The sequence below is a fragment of the Olleya sp. NP1-10 genome (assembly GCF_055804415.1).
The window spans coordinates 3,115,242-3,133,755 of the sequence record NZ_CM147840.1 but is presented as its reverse complement, the minus strand read 5'-3'; the positions used below and the strand labels follow the sequence as shown (position 1 = coordinate 3,133,755).

Below are 18,514 nucleotides of genomic sequence, written 5' to 3'. Positions count from 1 at the left end.
GTTTAAGCGTTGTGTCGTATTTTTATAGTCTAAAAACTAGGATATGGAAGACATGCTCTTTTACGATAGGTTGCAGTTTGCATTTACTATCACATTTCATTATATATTTCCGCAATTAACCATGGGATTATCATTATTGATTGTCTTTTTTAAATGGAAATTTTTAAGAAATAACATCGAAAAGTATAACAATGCAGCAAAATTTTTAATGAAAATTTTTGCGATTAACTTTACCATGGGAGTGGTTACAGGGATTCCAATGGAGTTTCAATTTGGTACCAATTGGGCTAAGTTTTCAGAACTTACAGGTGGTATAATTGGTCAAACGTTGGCAATGGAAGGGATGTTCTCATTCTTTTTAGAATCCTCGTTTTTAGCACTCTTTATTTTTGGTGAAAAACTAATGGGACAAAAACTACACTTTTTAACAGGTTTTCTAGTCTTTTTAGGGTCTTGGGCAAGTGGATGGTTTATTCTAGCTACTAATGCTTGGATGCAACATCCTGTAGGTTATGAGGTTTTAGAAAATGGTAAATTTGTTTTAGAAAACTTTTCAGCACTCTTTACAAATCCTTGGCTATTACCAGCCTTTTTGCACAATCAAATAGCGTCGGTGGTTACGTCTTCGTTTGTTGTAGCAAGTATTGGTGCCTTTTATGTATTAAGAAATAAACAAGTAGAATATGGGAAACTATTCTTAAAAACAGGTGTGATTTTTGGATTAATATCAAGTGTATTGGTTGCTTTTCCAACAGGTGATTGGAACGCTAAAAATGTTGCAGAATACCAACCAGCTTCTTTTGCTGCTATGGAAGGGATTTTTGAAACGGAAGAGGCTGGAGCCGAAATTGTTTTAGTTGGACAACCTAACATGGTCGAAAAAAAGCTAGATAATAAAATAGCAGTACCTAATATATTAAGTTTTTTAACCCATCAAGATTGGAATAAACAGATTCCAGGGATGGATCAATTTAAAGAAGAAGAGTTGCCAAGTAATATTCCTGCGCTTTATTATTCTTATCATATAATGGTTGGTTTAGGGACTATTTTTATTGGTGTTATGGCATTAGCGCTTTTCTTTTTATGGCGAAAAAAACTATACACATTAAAGCCATTATTATGGACCATTATGTTTTTAGTACCATTTCCTTATATCGCAAATCTTACAGGTTGGTATACTGCAGAACTAGGGCGTCAACCCTATCTAGTGTATGGTTTATTAAAAACTAGCGATGGGATTTCGCCAACAGTATCTTCAGGAAACACGTTATTTACATTACTTGGTTTTGTTGCTTTATATATGCTTTTAGGCTTGTTATTTCTAGTCTTAGTTGGTAAAACTATTAATCAAGGTCCAAAACCTCAAACACATTAATTATGGAAATATTTTGGTATATAGCAATCGCTATTGTTTTAGCTGTATTTTTTGTTTTAGATGGTTACGACTTTGGTACAGGAATCATTCATTTATTTTTTGCTAAAAACGAAGAAGATAAAGAAGTCATCGCAAAATCTGCTGGTTTGTTTTGGGATTCTAACGAGGTATGGTTAGTTGCAGCAGGAGGGATGCTCTTTATGGCGTTTCCAACATTTTACGCCTCCGTTTTTAGTGGTTTTTATTTGCCATTAATAATTGTGTTGTGGTTAATTATTTTTAGAGCAATAGGTTTAGAGTTTAGAGGGCAATTTAAATATCAAATGTGGAAAGATATTTGGGATACTTCATTTGGTGTCTCTAGTTTACTATTAGCCTTATTTTTTGGTATTGCTTTAGGCAATATTGTTAGAGGTGTCAATTTAGGAGGTGTAGAAAATGGAGTTTCAGCTTATGAAGGACACTATTTTTTCTTACCCTTATGGGATAGTAGTTTTAGTCCATTAAGTGAGACACCAGGAATTATAGATTGGTTTACAATTATTATAGGATTAATTTCTGTGGTAACCTTGGCTATTCATGGTGCTAATTGGGTGATTTTAAAAACCAATTCGTCAATTAATACTAAACTGAAAGGTGTTGTTTTTAAGTTGAATATCGCATTAGCAATTCTAACCATATTTTCATTAGTTGTATGGCAAATGGTTAATCCAAAGTCGTTAGATAACTTTATGGATAGACCATATTTAATAGTCTTTCCTATTATTTATCTTACGGGATTAATTGGATTGTTTTTTATTAAAAAGTTAAAAAAAGAAAGTCACGGTTTTATGTTTTCAACCTTATTAATTTTAGGCGGAATTACATCGTCATTGGCGTCTTTATTTCCGGTTATACTGCCTTCTATAAATACTACTCATCAGGATTTAACTATTTACAATACCGCAGCAGAAAATTATGGTTTGTCTGTAGCTGTAAATTGGGCAATTATTGGTTTTATTCTTATTGTTATTTACTTCATTATTCAAAAACGATTAATGGCAGGTAAAGTAGATAAAATGGATTACGGACACTAGTCTAAATTAATAATCATGACAGGGACTTTAATTTCATTAATTAGTATTCTTATCGGTATTATTGCTGCAAATACATTTGGTTATTTTAATAAAAAATATTCTTTTGGATTTATAGGTAATACGCTAGTTGGTGTTTTTGGAAGCATATTTTTTATCAAGTCTTTTGGTAGATTAGGTTTTGATCCATGGTCAATAATGCAAAATCAAGATATTAACAATATATTATTTATTATTAATTGTATTGTCTCTGCTTTTGGAGGTGTTTTAGGACTTGTAATTGCTAAAGTAATATATACAAAGTTGAATAGGTAGTTGTTTTCGGAGTATTAAATAAAAAGTTATCTTAGTTAAAGGTGGCTTTTTTTGTAAAACATATTATGGTAAAATAAAGTTGGAACATACCTGTTATTAGTTATGTAACATAAGTAGCTGTATAGATTTTAAGGATATAATATCTTTATTAAAAATTAACAGTTTATGTCTAAAATAGTCATTTTAGGAGCAGGTATTTCTGGTCATGTTGCAGCAACTCATTTACGTAGAAAACTGCCAAAAAAACATGAAGTAATTGTAGTATCTCCTAACAGTAATTACCAATGGGTCCCTTCAAATATTTGGGTTGGAATTGGTAAAATGAAATCAGAAAAAATTTACTTTCCATTAGCAACTTTGTATAAAAAGAAAGGTATTGGTTATAAACAAGCCAAAGCAATTTCGTTTTTTCCTGAAGGCGATAAAACTGAAGAAAAACCGTATGTTTTATCAGAATATGTAGCAGGATCTAATAAAGGTCAACAAGAAAAAATCACCTACGATTATTTGATTAATGCTACTGGACCAAAATTAAATTTTGAAGCTACACAAGGCTTAATTCCTGGACAAAACAAAACCTATTCTGTTTGTACTTATACACACGCAGACCATGCTTGGGAAGGTTTAAATAAAGTCATCCAGCAAATGAAAGCTGGTAAAAAAATGAAGATTTTAATCGGCACAGGACATGCCAAATCAACTTGTCAAGGAGCAGCTTTTGAATATATATTAAATGTAGAACAGGAACTACGTAAGCATAATGTGCGAGATATGGCTGAAGTCAAGTGGATTTCTAACGAATACCAATTAGGCGATTTTGGTATGGATGGTATGTTGTTAAGCTACGGAAGTATGACCATGAAATCTCATGAAATGGTCGAAATGGTTTTTGAAGACAGAGATATCAAATGGATACTTGGAGCTGGCGTTAATAAAATTGAAGATGGCATTGCACATTACGAAAATCTACAAGGAGAATATAAAACTGAAACCTATGATTTTGCCATGTTAATTCCTTCGTTTTCTGGTCATGGGTTTAAGGCTTTTGATAAAAATGAAAATGACATCACAGAAAAACTATTTAAAGGCTTTATGATTGTAGATGCCGATTACACTCCAAAACCATACGAAGAATGGTCTGTAAAAGATTGGCCTGAAACGTATCAAAATCCGAGTTATAAAAATATTTTTGCACCAGGAATTGCATTTGCACCACCACACGCGATTTCTAAACCAAGAACTAGCAAAAATGGAACCGTTATTTCACCAGCACCTCCACGTACTGGTATGCCCTCTGGTATTACTGCAAAGTTGGTAGCGGATAACATCATTGATTCTATAAAAAATGGAAAAGAATCCTTACATCACAAAGGAAGTTTAGGTAACATGGGAGCAGCATGTATTGCTTCTGCAGGTTACGGGATGCTATCCGGAAGCGGAGTAAGTATTACAACGTATCCAATTGTACCAGATTATGAGAAATATCCAAAAACACAAGGTAGACAATTAGGAAAAACCTTTGGAGAAATAGGTTTAGCAGGACATTGGTTAAAATTAGCATTACACTATGCTTTTATCTATAAAGCAAAAATGAAACCATTCTGGTGGTTGATTCCAGAATAGAAATCAAACTAAAGCAAGTTGATTCCTAATTAAAAAATATAAATATTATGACACAAAGAATATCAAAATATCAAAGATTTAAAATGATGAATCCAATCATTCAGTTTTTTAAATTCATTTATTTAAGTGTAAAAATAATGGTTGTGGTAGCAGGAGGACATGGTGGTACTAGAAAAGTTAACTGATTTGATTATCAGTTTTTAGTTGGTTAGTAAAAAGCATTTGTAATTAAATATAAATGCTTTTTTTTGCTATGGGTGTTGTTGTCTTCACTAATGACAATCACTTGTATTACACTTTTATTATCAATAAGACTATCTAATAAATTATGATTTATAGGCTTTTTTTATAAGGTCTACTACTGATAAAAATAAATAAGAACTTAATTATTTTTTCTTATTACAAGAAGTAATCAATTGACTAGGTAAATAACCATATGTTTTTTTAAAAGCGACCGTAAAATGTTGTGCATGTTTATAACCTACACTATATGATGTTTCAGAAATGTTATAATTTTTTTCAAGAATTAATTCTTTTGCTTTTTCCATTCTCACTTTAGTTATGTACTTAAAAATTGTTGTTTCCTTAACAATTTTAAAATCATGTTTAAGTTTTGATGCGTTAATACCTGTGATAGACTCTAGTTTTTTGATTGTTAGGTTTTTATCTAGGTTTTTGTTAATGTATTCTGTTAGATTTATTATGTTTTTATGATCAAATTCTGATAAAGAAATATTTGTTTTTTCATAATTATCCTCATTAGTTTTAGCTAAAAGTAATATTAGTAATTCATTAATTTTTGCTTCTAAATAACTTTTTTTAACTCTTCTGGATAGTTACAATCTATTATTTTATAAATATGTGTTTTTAATTCTGCAGAAATGGGTTTACTTTTTTCCACATTACAAAAGAGGTTTTATTAGAGATTGAAGTACCTAATTTATGTAGTATTTGTTTAAAATTTTTACCAATAATATTTTTTAAATATTGTTCAGTAAATAATATTTCTAAGGTTTTTCTATTATTTGTTTTGTAATTTAAAGTACCATTTACTTCTGGTAAGTAAAATAAGTTATAGTGTGCATTTGGTATAAAAATTTCTGTTTGGGACGGATCTAAGGGTAAATAATGGCTATATCCTTCTATTTCAAACTGTAACTTAAACAAAGGAAAATCATGTTGCACATCTATTTTATAATGTTCAGTTTCAAAATCTTTTATTAAAATCCTTAAACCATTAATACTTATTTCTGTACTTATTCCCTTTACTGCATTGTAATTAATTTGTGTTGTTTTTTCGGTGTAGTTAGAAGATTTAAAATCTTTTTCAAACGATTTTACTAATACATTTTTTTCAAAAATATCACTTTTAAGTATTGTTTTCATTTCTTCTTTTTACGTTGATAAAAAACCTTTTTACGTTGTATAACTACGTTTTTACATTTCTACATTTGCACAAAAATAAAACATTATTAATAATTAGTCTAAATAAGAACAAGTAATTTGTGTAAGTGTTTGGTATAAAAAATCTTACTAAATATAACGAGTAAAATTAATATTATGAGAATATCAAAAAATCTAAAAAAAATAACAGTAATCATGTTGTTTTTAATCAATACAACCTATGCTCAACAAAATACAGGGAGTATTTCTGGAAAAATTATAACTTCAGATGGTAATCCTGCAACATTTATAAATGTAATTATAAAATCAACAAACACTGGAACTGTTTCTGATATTGAGGGTAAATATTCGTTTAAGAATATTCCCTATGGAGATTATGTTTTAGAGTTTTCATTAATGGGTATGCAAACTAAATCAATTAATCTCACAGTAAATACTTCAGAAACAACAATCTCAGATGTTCAGTTAGATGAAAATCAAGAAGAGTTAGGAGAGGTTGTAATTATAGCCGAACGGTTAAATCAATTTGCACATAAAGAATCAGAGTATGTTGCTAGAGTTCCGTTAAAAAATATTAATAACCCACAATCTTATTCTGTAGTAACAAACGCATTATTAAAAGAACAAGTTAATACAGATTTAGCTTCTGCATTTAAAAGTATTACAGGTGGTGGTTATGTACAATCTAATGACGGAAATGTAAGTGTTTATTTAAGAGGTTTTAGATCTGATGTACATATAAGAAATGGTGGTATTGCTTGGATAAAAGCACCAATTGATCCTCAAAATATAGAAAGAATAGAGTTGGTTAAAGGTCCTGCTTCTTTATTTTATGGTGCTAATGTTAATAATATAGCCAACTTTGGAGGTATTGTAAATAAAGTAACAAAGCAAGCTTATAATGGTAAGAAGTTAGATTTAGGATATATTACTGGTAGAAACGATTTGAATAGAGCAACTGTAGATTATAACACGGTTTTAAGTGAAGAAAAAAATGTTTTCTTTAGATTTAATGGTGCTTATAATAGCGAAGCTAGTTTTCAAGACCAAGGTATTATTAAAGAGTTTATGTTTGCACCTTCTTTAACTTTTGAGGTTTCAGATAAATTAACAGTAAAAGCAAATCTAGAATATAACCAAAGTAAACGTAATTTAAATTTTGCAAGAGGTGTCTCTGGAGCATTAATTTCTGATACTGTAAATTCTTGGGATGATTTAAATTGGGATTATGATACCAATTATGGGACAAATGAAATGGCTGGATATTTTTCTTCTGTAGTGTCTCAAATAAACCTAAATTATAAATTATCAGATACTTGGACATCAAAAACAAATTTCACACAAGCAAGTTCATTTACAGATGCCAATTATTTAAGAGTAGTTATGGGAGGCGAAACAACTGTAAATAGATATTACTTACAATTAGACCCAAGAGAAACTCAAAACACACATATTCAACAAGACTTTTTAAATGTTTTAGAAGGTGACAAAATTGATAACAAATTTGTAGCAGGAATTAGTTACTTAAACAATTTAGATGATACACAACGTACTGGAGTTTGGAATTCGGTAGGTGATGTAGACACTACAAATCCAGTTATTACAGGGTTAACAAACGAACAATTTGAAGCAAATTTAGCAGATGGCACAAAAAATAAAACCATAACAAAGTTTCAAACTTTAGGTTTTTATGCATTTGATGCCATTACAATAAACAAACAATTAACCTTAACAGGAGGTTTACGTTTTGATCGTTTTATGGCAAGTAACACAGTATCTAACGGAGTAGAAGGTACAAATGGTTATAATCAAAATGCAATAAGTACAAAATTAGGTATAGCTTATAATCCTTTTGAAGACAAAGCATCATTATTTGTTAATTACATGGACGGATTAAACAATAATGCACCATCAGATAACGGAAACGGAGAAATTATTACTTGGGATCCACAAAGAGCAAAACAATTTGAAGTTGGTACAAAATTAGACTTCTTTAATGGTAAATTATTAAGTACAATTAGTTACTATAATATTAAAATAGACAATGATATTATTGTTGATGAAAACGGAATTAACTCACAAACAGGAGAAACTTTAAGTAAAGGTTTCGAAATTGATTTAATAGCAAATCCATTACCAGGTTTAAACATTGTTGCAGGTTATACTAAAAACAATGCTACTCTAGAAAAAGTAAGTTTTGGTAACGAAGCGGTTTTAGGAAACAGTTTAAGTTATACACCAGAAACAGTTTGGGATTTTTGGTTAAGTTACCAAATTTTAAAAGGAAAATCCAAAGGATTAGGTTTTGGTTTAGGTGCCAATCATATGAGCGAAATTTATAATAGTACAGCCAATAACTTTGGGTCAGAAGCTTATACAACTGTAGATGCTACAGTTTTTTATAAAAAAGACAATTACAAAATAAGTTTTAAAGCCGATAATGTTTTTGATAATGAATATTATAATGGTTATGGTATACCTCAAAAACCATTTAACTTTAGAGTTGCCTTAGCATATAGTTTGTTTTAATTTTGAATTTAAAAAGAAGCATGTACTTTAAAGTACATGCTTCTTTTTTATTAACGTAAATATTTATGAAAGCGATATTAGTTTTTCTTTTTTGTATTTTATCTTCTTTATCTCACGCTCAAAAAGTAGAAATTGGAGAATTAAAAACAATACAATCTAACATATTAGGTGAACAAAGGGAGTATTTTGTTTCATTGCCAGAAAATTACTCGAATAAGAATTTTTCTAATCAAAAATATCCAGTAATTTATCTTTTAGACGGAGAAAAGTATTTTAATGTAACCACAGGTATTGTTCAAAAATTATCTGACGGATATTACCCATTAATGCCAGAATGCATTGTTGTGGCAATAAAAAACACCAATAGATCTAGAGATTTAACCCCTACAAAAGTTACTACTTTGTCTTATGAAAATGGAGGTTCTCAAAAATTTGAATCTTTTATTATAGATGAGTTAATTCCTGTAATAAACAAATCGTATAGAACAATCGATTTTAAAATACTTATTGGACATTCTTTTGGTGGTTTATTTGCGTTTAATACAATGTTAAAAACGCCATCAGTATTTAATGCTTACATTATTTTAGATCCTAGTTTATGGTGGGATAATAACGTGCTTGTAAAAAAGTTAGAAACAAAATTAGCAACATTAGATTTTAAAAAAAGCTCTTTGTTTATTGCCAATGCAAATTCTAAAGGCAATCAAAAAAATCCTAGTAAACAGCATTTTGCTCATTTTGAAGCAAAAAAGAAAGCGCTTAAATTAATGGAACTTACAATTCCTAAAAACTTAAATTATCATGTTAAATATTATAAAGATGAAGATCATGGAAGTGTCGTATTACCAGCATTAATTGATGGATTAAGAACCATATTTAAAGGTTACAGAATTAATGTAAAAGAGTTAGTTAAAAAGCCATCATTACTAAAAGAACAGTACACTATTTTGTCTAATACTATTGGTTTTAATTTAAATCCACAAGGTCCTTATATTGACAGAGTTGTAGATTTGGCAATAAAATTCGGAGAAAACGAAAACGCAAAAATTTTAAATAAAATAAACTTAGAATTAGATTCTGAGAATGATTATTTAAAAAAGAAATTAGTTAACTAAAAAGTTGAATTCAATTAAAAATAAAATCATGAAAATAATAAGTAAAATTGTAATAATAGTAATCTTAACAATTGTTGCTAGTTGTAATAAAGAAGAAAGTAAAGGACGATTTAATTACCCAATGATTAAATCTAAAATTGCTTTAACCAAAGAACAAACTACAAAGTTTGATAAAATTACAACAGAGTATACAGAAAAAGCAAAACAAGCTTGGATAGATGCAAACGGAAATAAAGAAGCTGCATTGGCTGCACAGAAAATAGTTTTTGCAGAACAAGATGCTAAAATAAAAGCCTTTTTAGAAGATAAACAATACGAAACTTATTTTACAGAAGTAAATATAGAACGTGGTGGAAGAGAAAGTTACAACATGAAATTAATTAAAAAAGAATTAGATTTAGACAGTCTGCAATCTGTAAAATATGATGCAGCAAATGAAACTTTTTTTACCGTATTAAGAGATAATCACGATAATTATCATGGTAAGTTAGATGTTTACATGCAATATCATAAAGAAATTGATGTAAGTAGAAGAGCTGCTTTTGAAAAAATGATGACAGAAGAGCAGTTTAATAAATACTTAAAACTAATTGACGAATACAAGGTTGGTAAAATTGAAGAATAATCGTTTATCGAAATATTAAAGACTATAAATGAGAACATATTTGCTTCGTAAAAGAAGAAAAAAAGAATCGTTTTTTAAATATATCATGTCCGTGTTGCATTTGTGGCTCGGACTTTTATCGTCTATAATTATTTTTATTGTTTGTCTTACTGGAAGTATTTATGCCTTTAAAACACAAATAGAAAATCTTATAAATAAAGATGTTGTTTATTACAAATCAAAAGAAAACAGCCCTAAAATAGCTATTGATACAATTGTAAATAATTTTGATAAACAATTTGGTGGCGCAACAAGTATTACCGTTTTTAAGCAAGCAGATAAAAGTGTTTTAGTTTCATCATTTAGTAAACAGAGTAATGGTGTTTCAGCTTATTACAATCCTAATTCTGGAGAGTTATTAGGTACTAAAAATAAAACATCTATCGCTTTTTTCGATTTTATTTTAGAAGTTCATCGTTTTTTATTAGCAGGTGATACTGGTAAATTTATAAACGGAGTAGCGGTTTTAATTTTTATTTTTTTACTCTTTTCTGGTTTCATCATTTGGTTACCAAAAAAGCTAAATCAACTTAAAACAAGTTTAAAAATAAAGTTTAAAGCAAAGTTTCATCGCATAAATTACGATTTACATAGGGTTTTGGGATTTTATTCCATGCTGCTACTTTTTTTATGTCTGTTACAGGTTTATATGTTTCTTTTCATTGGGTAAAAAATGCTGTTATTGTAGGTTTAGGCGGAGATTCTATAGTTATTTCGGATTCTAATATTGCTTTAAAAAAATCGTTATCAAATTCTTTTGATACTATGTTTGATGATTTGTCTACAGAAGACATAACAAATAAAAAACAAAAAAGCAATTTACAATCGCTACTCGTAAAAACGGATAATGTTTTTAAGTATGATGGAACAAAAATAATTCAACTAGCAAATGAGAATTCTAAAAGTATCAATATCATTAAAATGAATACAAATAATTTGTTACATTTTTATGTTCCAGATAAAATAGAATTTTCAATTAATGGTAAAATTAGGAAACAAGAATTATTTACAAATTTACCGTTAAACAAACAGTTTAAGTTAATTGCTAAGCCATTACACACAGGAGAAATCATGGGTTTACCAACTATCATTATTTATTTTTTAATAAGTTTAATTGGCTGCTCTTTACCAATTACAGGCTTTATAATTTGGTTTAAAAAAGTAAAATAGTAAAATAGTGTTGTTAATAGTTTAAAATGAAATATTATGTTTGATGTGAGTAACAGATACAAGAAGATTATATAATTAAATCAGTTTTTATAAAATATTAGCTATAAAATGAATAAATAAAAGCATTAATTCCCTTTCAAACGTTGCCATAATTCTGATAGTAGCTTTTTACCGTCATTAGAATCTTTTTCTGCTTCAATAAATGAAACTTTACCAGAAGAATCAACCTCTAATTTGTATTTAAAAACAAAGTTTTCTGCTTTTGGTTTTAAACTTAATAACCCAAAGCGTAAATCGTTAAAATAAAGCGTGTTTTCTGTTTTAGTAATTGTGTACCAACCTTCAGTAATAGCAATCATTTGTTGTACACTTTTATCTTCAACCAAACGCCCCAATAAGTCGTGGTTTTTTGGATAGCTGTCAAACGTTATGGGTTGACTATCAAAAAACGAATAATTTCCTAGTAAAAAAGCATCTTCAGTTTGCACATTAGCGCTCCAAAGAATGGTGTTTAATGCAGATGGTCTAGTATCAATATCTAAATAAGCTATGTTTTGGTCTTTCAAAGCAGATTCAAATTTTGTGTAAGCTGCCCATTTTAAAAGTAGCGTAATGGCTAAGTACGTCGTACTTATTATTAATCCCATATTGTTATAAAAACGACGTTTTGCAGTGGTACGTTTTTGACGCATTGCTAAAATAACGAATATCAGAAAAGGAATTGTGTACAAAGGATCGACTACAAATATGTTTTTAAAAGCTAATCGTAAATCAAAAGGCCAAAACAATTGCGTTCCCCAAGTGGTGTGAGCATCTAATATAGGATGGGTTACAAATGCTAAAAAGAATAACCAAGTCCAGTTTTTAAAGTTGTTATAGGTTTCGTATCGCGTGACAATCCAAGCTAAAATAGGTGCGAAAAGTACTGAAAACACAATAGAATGGGTAAATCCACGATGTACATAAAGCGCAGTGATATTGTCTGTAAAAAAGGAGGCTAAGACATCTAAATCAGGAATAGTTCCTGCAATAGCACCATAAAGCATGGCTTTATTTCCAACTTTTCTACCTAAAACAGCTTCTCCTACAGCTGCTCCTAATACTATTTGTGTTAATGAATCCATATAGCATGCAAAAGTAAGGGATACCAATTTATTTATAACAAGACTTTGGTTTTATGTTGCTTTTTGCTTGGTAACTTATGTTACCGACCAGGCTATTTATGTAATGTAAATTTGTACTGTAAATTAATAATTGATGAAAAAACACATTTATATACCATTATTGCTTTTGGGGTTAACACTTTCTGTTCAAGCGCAACAAGTTGTTCCTATTGCAAAATCTGATGTTTTGTCTAAAGTATCGGAACAAAATACGAGTATAAAAATCTCTGAAGAAGACTTTAGACAAGCCAGAGCAGACTACAGACAAACCAATGCTGTGTTTTTGCCAAACATTACAGCAAGTCACACTGCAATGGCGACAACCAATCCTTTAATGGCTTTTGGTTCTAAATTAAATCAAGAGATTTTAACACAGAATGATTTTAGTCCTGCGTTGTTAAACAATCCTTCTCAAATTGAAAATTACGCAACCAAACTAGAAATTCAGCAACCATTACTAAATTTAGACGGTATTTACCAACGTAAAGCTGCTAAGTCTAAAATGGAAGCCATGTCTTTAAAAACAGAACGTACACAGGATTATTTAGCTTTTGAAGTTGATAAATCTTACATGCAATTACAATTAGCTTACAAAGCAGTAAGTGTTTTAGAGAAAGCTTTGGACGCAGCAAATGCTAATAAAAAACTAGCTGACGATAGCTTTAAACAAGGGTATTTACAACGTGCAGATGTATTAAATGTTGAAGTACGTGTCACTGAAGTTCAAAACCAATTACAAACCGCTAAAAGTAATGTGCAAAATGCGTCTAATTATTTGTCTTTTTTAATGAATGATGACGCTTATGTTGTGTACATGCCTAGTGACGATTTAACTATTGGTACATTTACAATGGAAGACAAAGCAGTGTCTGAAAACAGATCGGATATTAAAGCCATGCAATTAGCCTCAAACGCTTATGAAGCAATGAATAAAGCAGATAAAATGGCATTTTTACCACGTTTAAATGCGTTTGGAAGTTATGAGTTGTATGACGATCAAATTTTCCAAGGAAGTGCTAATGGTTATCTTTTCGGAGCACAATTAAGTTGGGATATATTTCAAGGCTCAAAACGTATTGGAAAAGCTCAAAAAAGTAAATCAGAATTCGAAAAATCTAAATTAGAGTATCAACAATATGTATCTAAAAGTAATTTAGAATTAAACAAAGCTAAACGTGCCTTTATAGATGCCGACAATAAGTTGAAATTAACAACTTTAGCATTGCAACAGTCAGAAGAATCTTTACGTATTAGAACAAACAGATTTAAAGAAGGTCTAGAAAAAACGTCCGATTTATTAATTGCCGAAACGCAATATGCACAAAAGCAATTGGAATACTACCAAACTATTTTTGAATACAATTACACACAAGCATACTTACAATTTTTAACTAAAGAATAATTAAAAAAATAAGATAATAGAGTCAAGAATCAAGAATGATTTACTAGAATCTAAATGTATAAATACGGTCACACTGAGCGCAGTCGAAGTGTCTTAAATAAAAAATAACAACCATGAAAAAAACATATACAATCCTAACACTTTCTATAGCGCTATTAATAGCGAGTTGTGGTAGCGAAGACAAAAAAACTGTTGTAGATAATTCGCCAGCAATTAACGTAACAACTAGTCAAGTATCAGCAAACAGTAACAGTCCTTTTTTATCTGTAAGCGGAAAAATCCAAGCCACAAATAGTGCAGATTTAAGTACTAGAATGATGGGTTATGTTAATAAAGTACATGTTAATGTTGGCGATAAAGTCCGTAAAGGACAGTTATTAGTATCTATTAATAATAGCGATTTACAAGCTAAAAGAGCTCAAGTAAATGCAGGAATTACAGAAGCAAATGCAGCTTTAAGTAATGCGCAAAAAGATTACAACCGCTTTAAAAACTTGTTTGCAGACAATAGTGCGTCTCAAAAAGAGATGGATGATATGACTGCTAATTACGAAATGGCAAAAGCTAGAGTAGAAGGTGCTAATCAAATGAAAAACGAAATCAACGCCCAATTTGCTTACAGTAATATTACTGCACCTTTTAGCGGAACAGTAACTAGTAAAAATGTAGAAGCTGGTAACATGGCAAATCCTGGTGTATCATTAATAAGTATAGAAACACCTGGGAATTTTGAAGTGATGGCAATGGTTCCTGAAACTGAAATTTCTGCGATTAAAAAAGGAGCTACTGTTGATGTTTTGGTTAAATCGATTAACAAAACCATAAAAGGAAAAGTAAAAGAAGTGAGCACTTCTGCTAAAAATACAGGTGGACAGTATTTAGTTAAAATAGATTTAGATAAAACAGTAGCCAATATATTATCTGGGATGTTTACTACAGTTCAATTTCCTGTAGAAAGAAAAGCAACGTCATCTATGGTTTTAATACCAAATGAAGCTATTGTCACAAACGGACAATTATCAGGAGTCTATACCGTAAGTCAAAGCAATACAGCATTATTACGTTGGTTGCGTTTAGGCAGAACTTTTGGAGATCAAGTGGAAGTGTTATCTGGTTTAAATGCAGACGAAGCATACATTGTTTCTGCTGAAGGTAAACTGTTTAATGGAGCGAAAATTACAATTCAATAACTAATAAGTTGCGTTAAGGATAGAAGAGGAAATCCTTTTTACGTCAGTTCGAGTGAATTTGCCTAAGCAAATTTGTATCGAGAACAAGTAAAAAGATTGTAACGGATAGCCTGTTAAAACGCCCAAAATAATAAATTAAAATGAAAGAAGGAATCGCAGGTAAAATTGCCAAAATCTTTATGCAGTCTAAGCTTACAGTGCTTTTAATGATTGTATTTATGGTGGTTGGTGTGTACAGTTCGTTTTTAATTCCGCGTGAAGAAGAACCGCAAATTGATGTGCCTATGGCAGACATTTTTGTAGGGTATCCTGGAGCAAGTCCTACGGAAGTAGAGTCACGGGTGATTAAGCCTTTAGAGCAATTAATTTCGAATATTAAAGGTGTGGAATATGTGTATTCTACGTCTATGAAAGAGCAAGGAATGGTCATCGTACAATTTTATGTTGGCGAAGATATTGAGCGCTCTTTTGTAAAATTATACAACGAAATTAACAAGCACATGGACCAAATGCCGGAAGGTGTTACTTTTCCGTTAGTAAAAACACGTGCGATTGATGATGTGCCAATGTTGGGTTTAACGTTGTGGAGTGAAAATTATGACGATTACCAGTTAAACCAAATGGCTCAAGAGTTGGAAGCCGAAATTAAGAAGATAAACGATGTAGCTATTACATATAAAATTGGTGGTAGAGATCGTCAATTACGTGTCGTTTTAGATAAGGATAAATTGGCTGCAAGTGGATTGGACTTCTTGTCAGTTTCGGAAATGATTAAAGCAAATAACAGCCAATTAAGTGCTGGAAGTTTTGATAAAAATGATACTGAGTTTTTAGTAAATACAGGCTCGTTTTTAGCTTCGGTTACTGATGTTGAAAATCTGGTGGTTGGTGTGCAACAAAATCAGCCTATTTATTTAAAGCAAGTCGCAAAAATTATTGATGGACCAGAAGTACCACAAAATTATGTGAGTTTAGGTTACGGAAAAGGAAGTGTGAAATCGGCAGATTATAAGTCGGAATATCCTGCAGTTACCATTTCTGTTGCGAAACGTAAAGGTGCTGATGCCATGAAAATAGCTGATGTGATTATTGCTAAAGTAGAACATTTACGTAGTACTTTAATTCCAGATGATGTACATGTGGAAGTTACAAGAAACTATGGAGAAACAGCATCGCATAAAGTATCAGAATTACTGTGGCACCTTATTGGGTCTATCTTTGCTGTAACACTTGTAGTGATGCTAGCAATGGGTTGGCGAGGTGGATTGGTCGTGTTTTTATCGGTTCCAATTACGTTTGCTTTGACCTTATTGAGTTACTATATGATGGATTACACGCTAAACAGAATTACTTTATTCGCATTAGTATTTGTAACTGGAATTGTGGTGGATGACTCCATTATTATTGCCGAAAATATGCACCGACATTTTAAGATGAAACGTTTGCCTTTTAAACAAGCAGCTTTGTATGCGATTAATGAGGTTGGTAATCCAACCATTTTAGCAACATTTACTGTTATAGCGTCAGTTTTACCTATGGCTTTTGTATCTGGACTAATGGGACCTTATATGGCGCCAATGCCAATTGGAGCATCCATTGCTATGATATTGTCTTTATTTGTTGCCTTAACTATTACACCTTATTTAGGCTATATTTTCTTAAGAGAAAAATATAAAAAAGGCGCAGAAGAGAAACCAGAAAAAGCAGTAGAAGACACACTTATTTATAAGGTGTACAACAAGTTTGAACGTCCTTTATTAGAAAGTAAAGGCAAGCGTTGGTTGTTTTTAGGCTTAACTTTTATGGGTTTAATGTTAACAATGGTGTTGTTTTTTACCAAATCGGTTGCTGTAAAAATGTTACCATTTGACAACAAAAATGAATTCCAAGTGGTTATTGATATGCCTGAAGGTACCACACTAGAAAGAACAGGAGTTGTAGCACAAGAGGTATCGCAATATTTAGCGACGCGACCAGAAGTGGTTAATTATCAAAATTACGTTGGTACATCTGCACCAATAACATTCAATGGTTTGGTACGTCATTACGACTTACGTGGTGGATCCAATATGGCAGATATCCAAGTGAATTTAATTGATAAAGGCGAACGTGATATTCAAAGTCACGGAATTGCTAAATTAATGCGTCCAGATATTCAGAAAATTGCAGCAAAATATAACGCCAATATTAAATTGGTTGAAGTCCCACCAGGACCTCCAGTTTTGTCAACCATTGTTGCAGAAGTCTATGGACCTGATTATAATGAGCAAATTAGAATTGCTAATAGCGTTCAAGAGATTTTAAAAAACACAGATGATGTTGTAGATATTGATTGGATGGTAGAAGCAGATCAAACTGAATATCAATTTAATATAAACAAAGAAAAAGCCATGCTATATGGTGTTGCGCCACAACAAATTGCTTACACGATGAATATGGCACTATCTAACAGAGCCATCACTAATTTATACGATGAAGATGCTGTAAACCAAGTTGGATTAATATTGGCTTTAGATGAAAAAGAGAAATCTACAATTAGTGATATTTCTCAACTTAAAGTAAAATCTAAACAAGGAAATATGATGCCTATCGCAGATTTGGTAACTATTACAAAAACAACTGCTGCAAAAAGTATTTATCGTAAAAACCAAAAACGCGTGGTTTACGTGATGGCAGATATGGCAGGAGATTTAGAAAGTCCTGCGTATGCTATTCTTGGAATGGAAGAAAAGTTAAAAGAGATTCCGTTACCAAAAGGTTATGAGTTAAACGAAATGTATTTAGGTCAGCCAGATTTTGAAGATAATTATACCGTTAAATGGGATGGTGAATGGCAAATTACTTTAGAAGTTTTTAGAGACTTAGGAATTGCTTTTTTAGGCGCTATTATCTTAATCTATATTTTAATTGTAGGATGGTTTCAAAATTTTAAAGCACCAATTGTTATGATGGTTGCGATACCATTATCGTTGATCGGAATTATTTTAGGACACTGGATTATGGGAGCTTTTTTTACTGCAACATCTTTTATTGGTATGATTGCTTTAGCAGGAATTATGGTAAGGAACTCGGTTTTACTTATTGACTTTATAAATTTAAGAACAGCGGAAGGCGTGCCACTTAAAGAAGCTTGTATTGAAGCTGGAGCAGTACGTACAACTCCAATTTTGTTAACAGCAGGTACTGTGGTTATAGGTGCATTTGTGATTTTATTTGATCCTATTTTCCAAGGATTAGCGATTTCGTTAATGGGAGGGACTATTGTGTCTACAGTGTTGACGTTGTTGGTTGTACCACTTGTTTATTATATGATAGAGAAGAAGAATTATAAATAAAGGGAGACTGTGTTATGAATAATGAGATTCTGAAACAAGTTCAGAATGACGTGTGGTTTGTAGATAAGATTAAGTAAGAAAAGTTGTGAATGATGTATTTCTGAAATAAGTTCAGAATGACTTGAATATTAAGTTTTAAATTTTAAAAAAGAAGAA

The 18,514-nt window shown here is 30.9% G+C and carries 14 protein-coding genes and 1 pseudogene; 12 read left to right on the top strand and 3 right to left on the bottom strand.

What is annotated here, in order from left to right:
* Positions 1–43: 43 nt before the first annotated feature.
* From AC0L4B_RS14730 to AC0L4B_RS14710, 5 genes are all read left to right on the top strand, one after another.
* Positions 44–1,375 (top strand): cytochrome ubiquinol oxidase subunit I, encoded by a 1,332-nt coding sequence (locus AC0L4B_RS14730; RefSeq protein ID WP_473437595.1) that lies wholly within the window; start codon positions 44–46, stop codon positions 1,373–1,375.
* 2 nt (positions 1,376–1,377) lie between these two features.
* On the top strand, positions 1,378–2,451 hold the full coding sequence (gene cydB / locus AC0L4B_RS14725; protein ID WP_473437594.1) for a cytochrome d ubiquinol oxidase subunit II: 1,074 nt from the start codon (positions 1,378–1,380) through the stop codon (positions 2,449–2,451).
* 15 nt (positions 2,452–2,466) lie between these two features.
* Entirely contained in the window at positions 2,467–2,763 is a 297-nt protein-coding gene (locus tag AC0L4B_RS14720; protein ID WP_473437593.1) for a hypothetical protein, read from the top strand.
* A gap of 165 nt (positions 2,764–2,928) precedes the next feature.
* Positions 2,929–4,386, top strand: coding sequence for an NAD(P)/FAD-dependent oxidoreductase (locus AC0L4B_RS14715; protein WP_473437592.1), 1,458 nt, complete (start codon positions 2,929–2,931; stop codon positions 4,384–4,386).
* Between the two features lie 47 nt (positions 4,387–4,433).
* Positions 4,434–4,571 (top strand): hypothetical protein, encoded by a 138-nt coding sequence (locus tag AC0L4B_RS14710; protein WP_473437591.1) that lies wholly within the window; start codon positions 4,434–4,436, stop codon positions 4,569–4,571.
* Positions 4,572–4,772: 201 nt separating this feature from the next.
* Here AC0L4B_RS14710 and AC0L4B_RS14705 read toward each other — a convergent pair whose 3' ends face one another.
* Both AC0L4B_RS14705 and AC0L4B_RS14700 read right to left on the bottom strand, forming a co-directional pair.
* Complete coding sequence (locus AC0L4B_RS14705) at positions 4,773–5,012, bottom strand: helix-turn-helix domain-containing protein (protein WP_473439448.1); 240 nt, start codon at positions 5,010–5,012, stop codon at positions 4,773–4,775.
* 241 nt (positions 5,013–5,253) lie between these two features.
* Positions 5,254–5,772, bottom strand: a complete 519-nt coding sequence (locus tag AC0L4B_RS14700) for a hypothetical protein (protein WP_473437590.1) — start codon at positions 5,770–5,772, stop codon at positions 5,254–5,256.
* A 174-nt stretch (positions 5,773–5,946) separates the two neighbouring features.
* On the opposite strand from AC0L4B_RS14700, the gene AC0L4B_RS14695 reads away from it, so the two are divergent.
* The 4 genes and pseudogenes from AC0L4B_RS14695 to AC0L4B_RS14680 all read left to right on the top strand — a co-directional run bounded on the left by AC0L4B_RS14695 (position 5,947) and on the right by AC0L4B_RS14680 (position 11,268).
* Positions 5,947–8,319 carry a TonB-dependent receptor domain-containing protein gene (locus AC0L4B_RS14695; RefSeq protein ID WP_473437589.1) on the top strand — a complete coding sequence of 791 codons (2,373 nt, stop codon included), beginning with the start codon at positions 5,947–5,949 and terminating at the stop codon, positions 8,317–8,319.
* Between the two features lie 65 nt (positions 8,320–8,384).
* Positions 8,385–9,434, top strand: a complete 1,050-nt coding sequence (locus AC0L4B_RS14690; RefSeq protein ID WP_473437588.1) for an alpha/beta hydrolase — start codon at positions 8,385–8,387, stop codon at positions 9,432–9,434.
* Positions 9,435–9,462: 28 nt separating this feature from the next.
* Entirely contained in the window at positions 9,463–10,059 is a 597-nt protein-coding gene (locus tag AC0L4B_RS14685) for a hypothetical protein (protein ID WP_473437587.1), read from the top strand.
* 28 nt (positions 10,060–10,087) lie between these two features.
* Positions 10,088–11,268 (top strand): annotated as a pseudogene (locus AC0L4B_RS14680) (PepSY-associated TM helix domain-containing protein).
* Between the two features lie 125 nt (positions 11,269–11,393).
* Here the strand turns inward: AC0L4B_RS14680 and AC0L4B_RS14675 are convergent.
* Entirely contained in the window at positions 11,394–12,392 is a 999-nt protein-coding gene (locus tag AC0L4B_RS14675; protein WP_473437586.1) for a metal-dependent hydrolase, read from the bottom strand.
* A 133-nt stretch (positions 12,393–12,525) separates the two neighbouring features.
* Between AC0L4B_RS14675 and AC0L4B_RS14670 the strand changes: the two genes are divergently transcribed.
* The 3 genes from AC0L4B_RS14670 to AC0L4B_RS14660 all read left to right on the top strand — a co-directional run bounded on the left by AC0L4B_RS14670 (position 12,526) and on the right by AC0L4B_RS14660 (position 18,358).
* Positions 12,526–13,833, top strand: coding sequence for a TolC family protein (locus AC0L4B_RS14670; RefSeq protein WP_473437585.1), 1,308 nt, complete (start codon positions 12,526–12,528; stop codon positions 13,831–13,833).
* A gap of 113 nt (positions 13,834–13,946) precedes the next feature.
* Entirely contained in the window at positions 13,947–15,023 is a 1,077-nt protein-coding gene (locus AC0L4B_RS14665; RefSeq protein WP_473437584.1) for an efflux RND transporter periplasmic adaptor subunit, read from the top strand.
* 140 nt (positions 15,024–15,163) lie between these two features.
* Positions 15,164–18,358 (top strand): efflux RND transporter permease subunit, encoded by a 3,195-nt coding sequence (locus AC0L4B_RS14660; RefSeq protein WP_473437583.1) that lies wholly within the window; start codon positions 15,164–15,166, stop codon positions 18,356–18,358.
* The last annotated feature ends 156 nt before the right edge of the window (positions 18,359–18,514 follow it).

Excerpts from the sequence above, each read along its gene's own strand:
- AC0L4B_RS14730 (WP_473437595.1), top strand. The coding sequence starts at position 44 with ATGGAAGACATGCTCTTTTACGATAGGTTGCAGTTTGCATTTACTATC.
- cydB (WP_473437594.1), top strand. The coding sequence starts at position 1,378 with ATGGAAATATTTTGGTATATAGCAATCGCTATTGTTTTAGCTGTATTT.
- AC0L4B_RS14720 (WP_473437593.1), top strand. The coding sequence starts at position 2,467 with ATGACAGGGACTTTAATTTCATTAATTAGTATTCTTATCGGTATTATT.
- AC0L4B_RS14715 (WP_473437592.1), top strand. The coding sequence starts at position 2,929 with ATGTCTAAAATAGTCATTTTAGGAGCAGGTATTTCTGGTCATGTTGCA.
- AC0L4B_RS14710 (WP_473437591.1), top strand. The coding sequence starts at position 4,434 with ATGACACAAAGAATATCAAAATATCAAAGATTTAAAATGATGAATCCA.
- AC0L4B_RS14700 (WP_473437590.1), bottom strand. The coding sequence starts at position 5,772 with ATGAAAACAATACTTAAAAGTGATATTTTTGAAAAAAATGTATTAGTA.
- AC0L4B_RS14695 (WP_473437589.1), top strand. The coding sequence starts at position 5,947 with ATGAGAATATCAAAAAATCTAAAAAAAATAACAGTAATCATGTTGTTT.
- AC0L4B_RS14690 (WP_473437588.1), top strand. The coding sequence starts at position 8,385 with ATGAAAGCGATATTAGTTTTTCTTTTTTGTATTTTATCTTCTTTATCT.
- AC0L4B_RS14685 (WP_473437587.1), top strand. The coding sequence starts at position 9,463 with ATGAAAATAATAAGTAAAATTGTAATAATAGTAATCTTAACAATTGTT.
- AC0L4B_RS14675 (WP_473437586.1), bottom strand. The coding sequence starts at position 12,392 with ATGGATTCATTAACACAAATAGTATTAGGAGCAGCTGTAGGAGAAGCT.
- AC0L4B_RS14670 (WP_473437585.1), top strand. The coding sequence starts at position 12,526 with ATGAAAAAACACATTTATATACCATTATTGCTTTTGGGGTTAACACTT.
- AC0L4B_RS14665 (WP_473437584.1), top strand. The coding sequence starts at position 13,947 with ATGAAAAAAACATATACAATCCTAACACTTTCTATAGCGCTATTAATA.
- AC0L4B_RS14660 (WP_473437583.1), top strand. The coding sequence starts at position 15,164 with ATGAAAGAAGGAATCGCAGGTAAAATTGCCAAAATCTTTATGCAGTCT.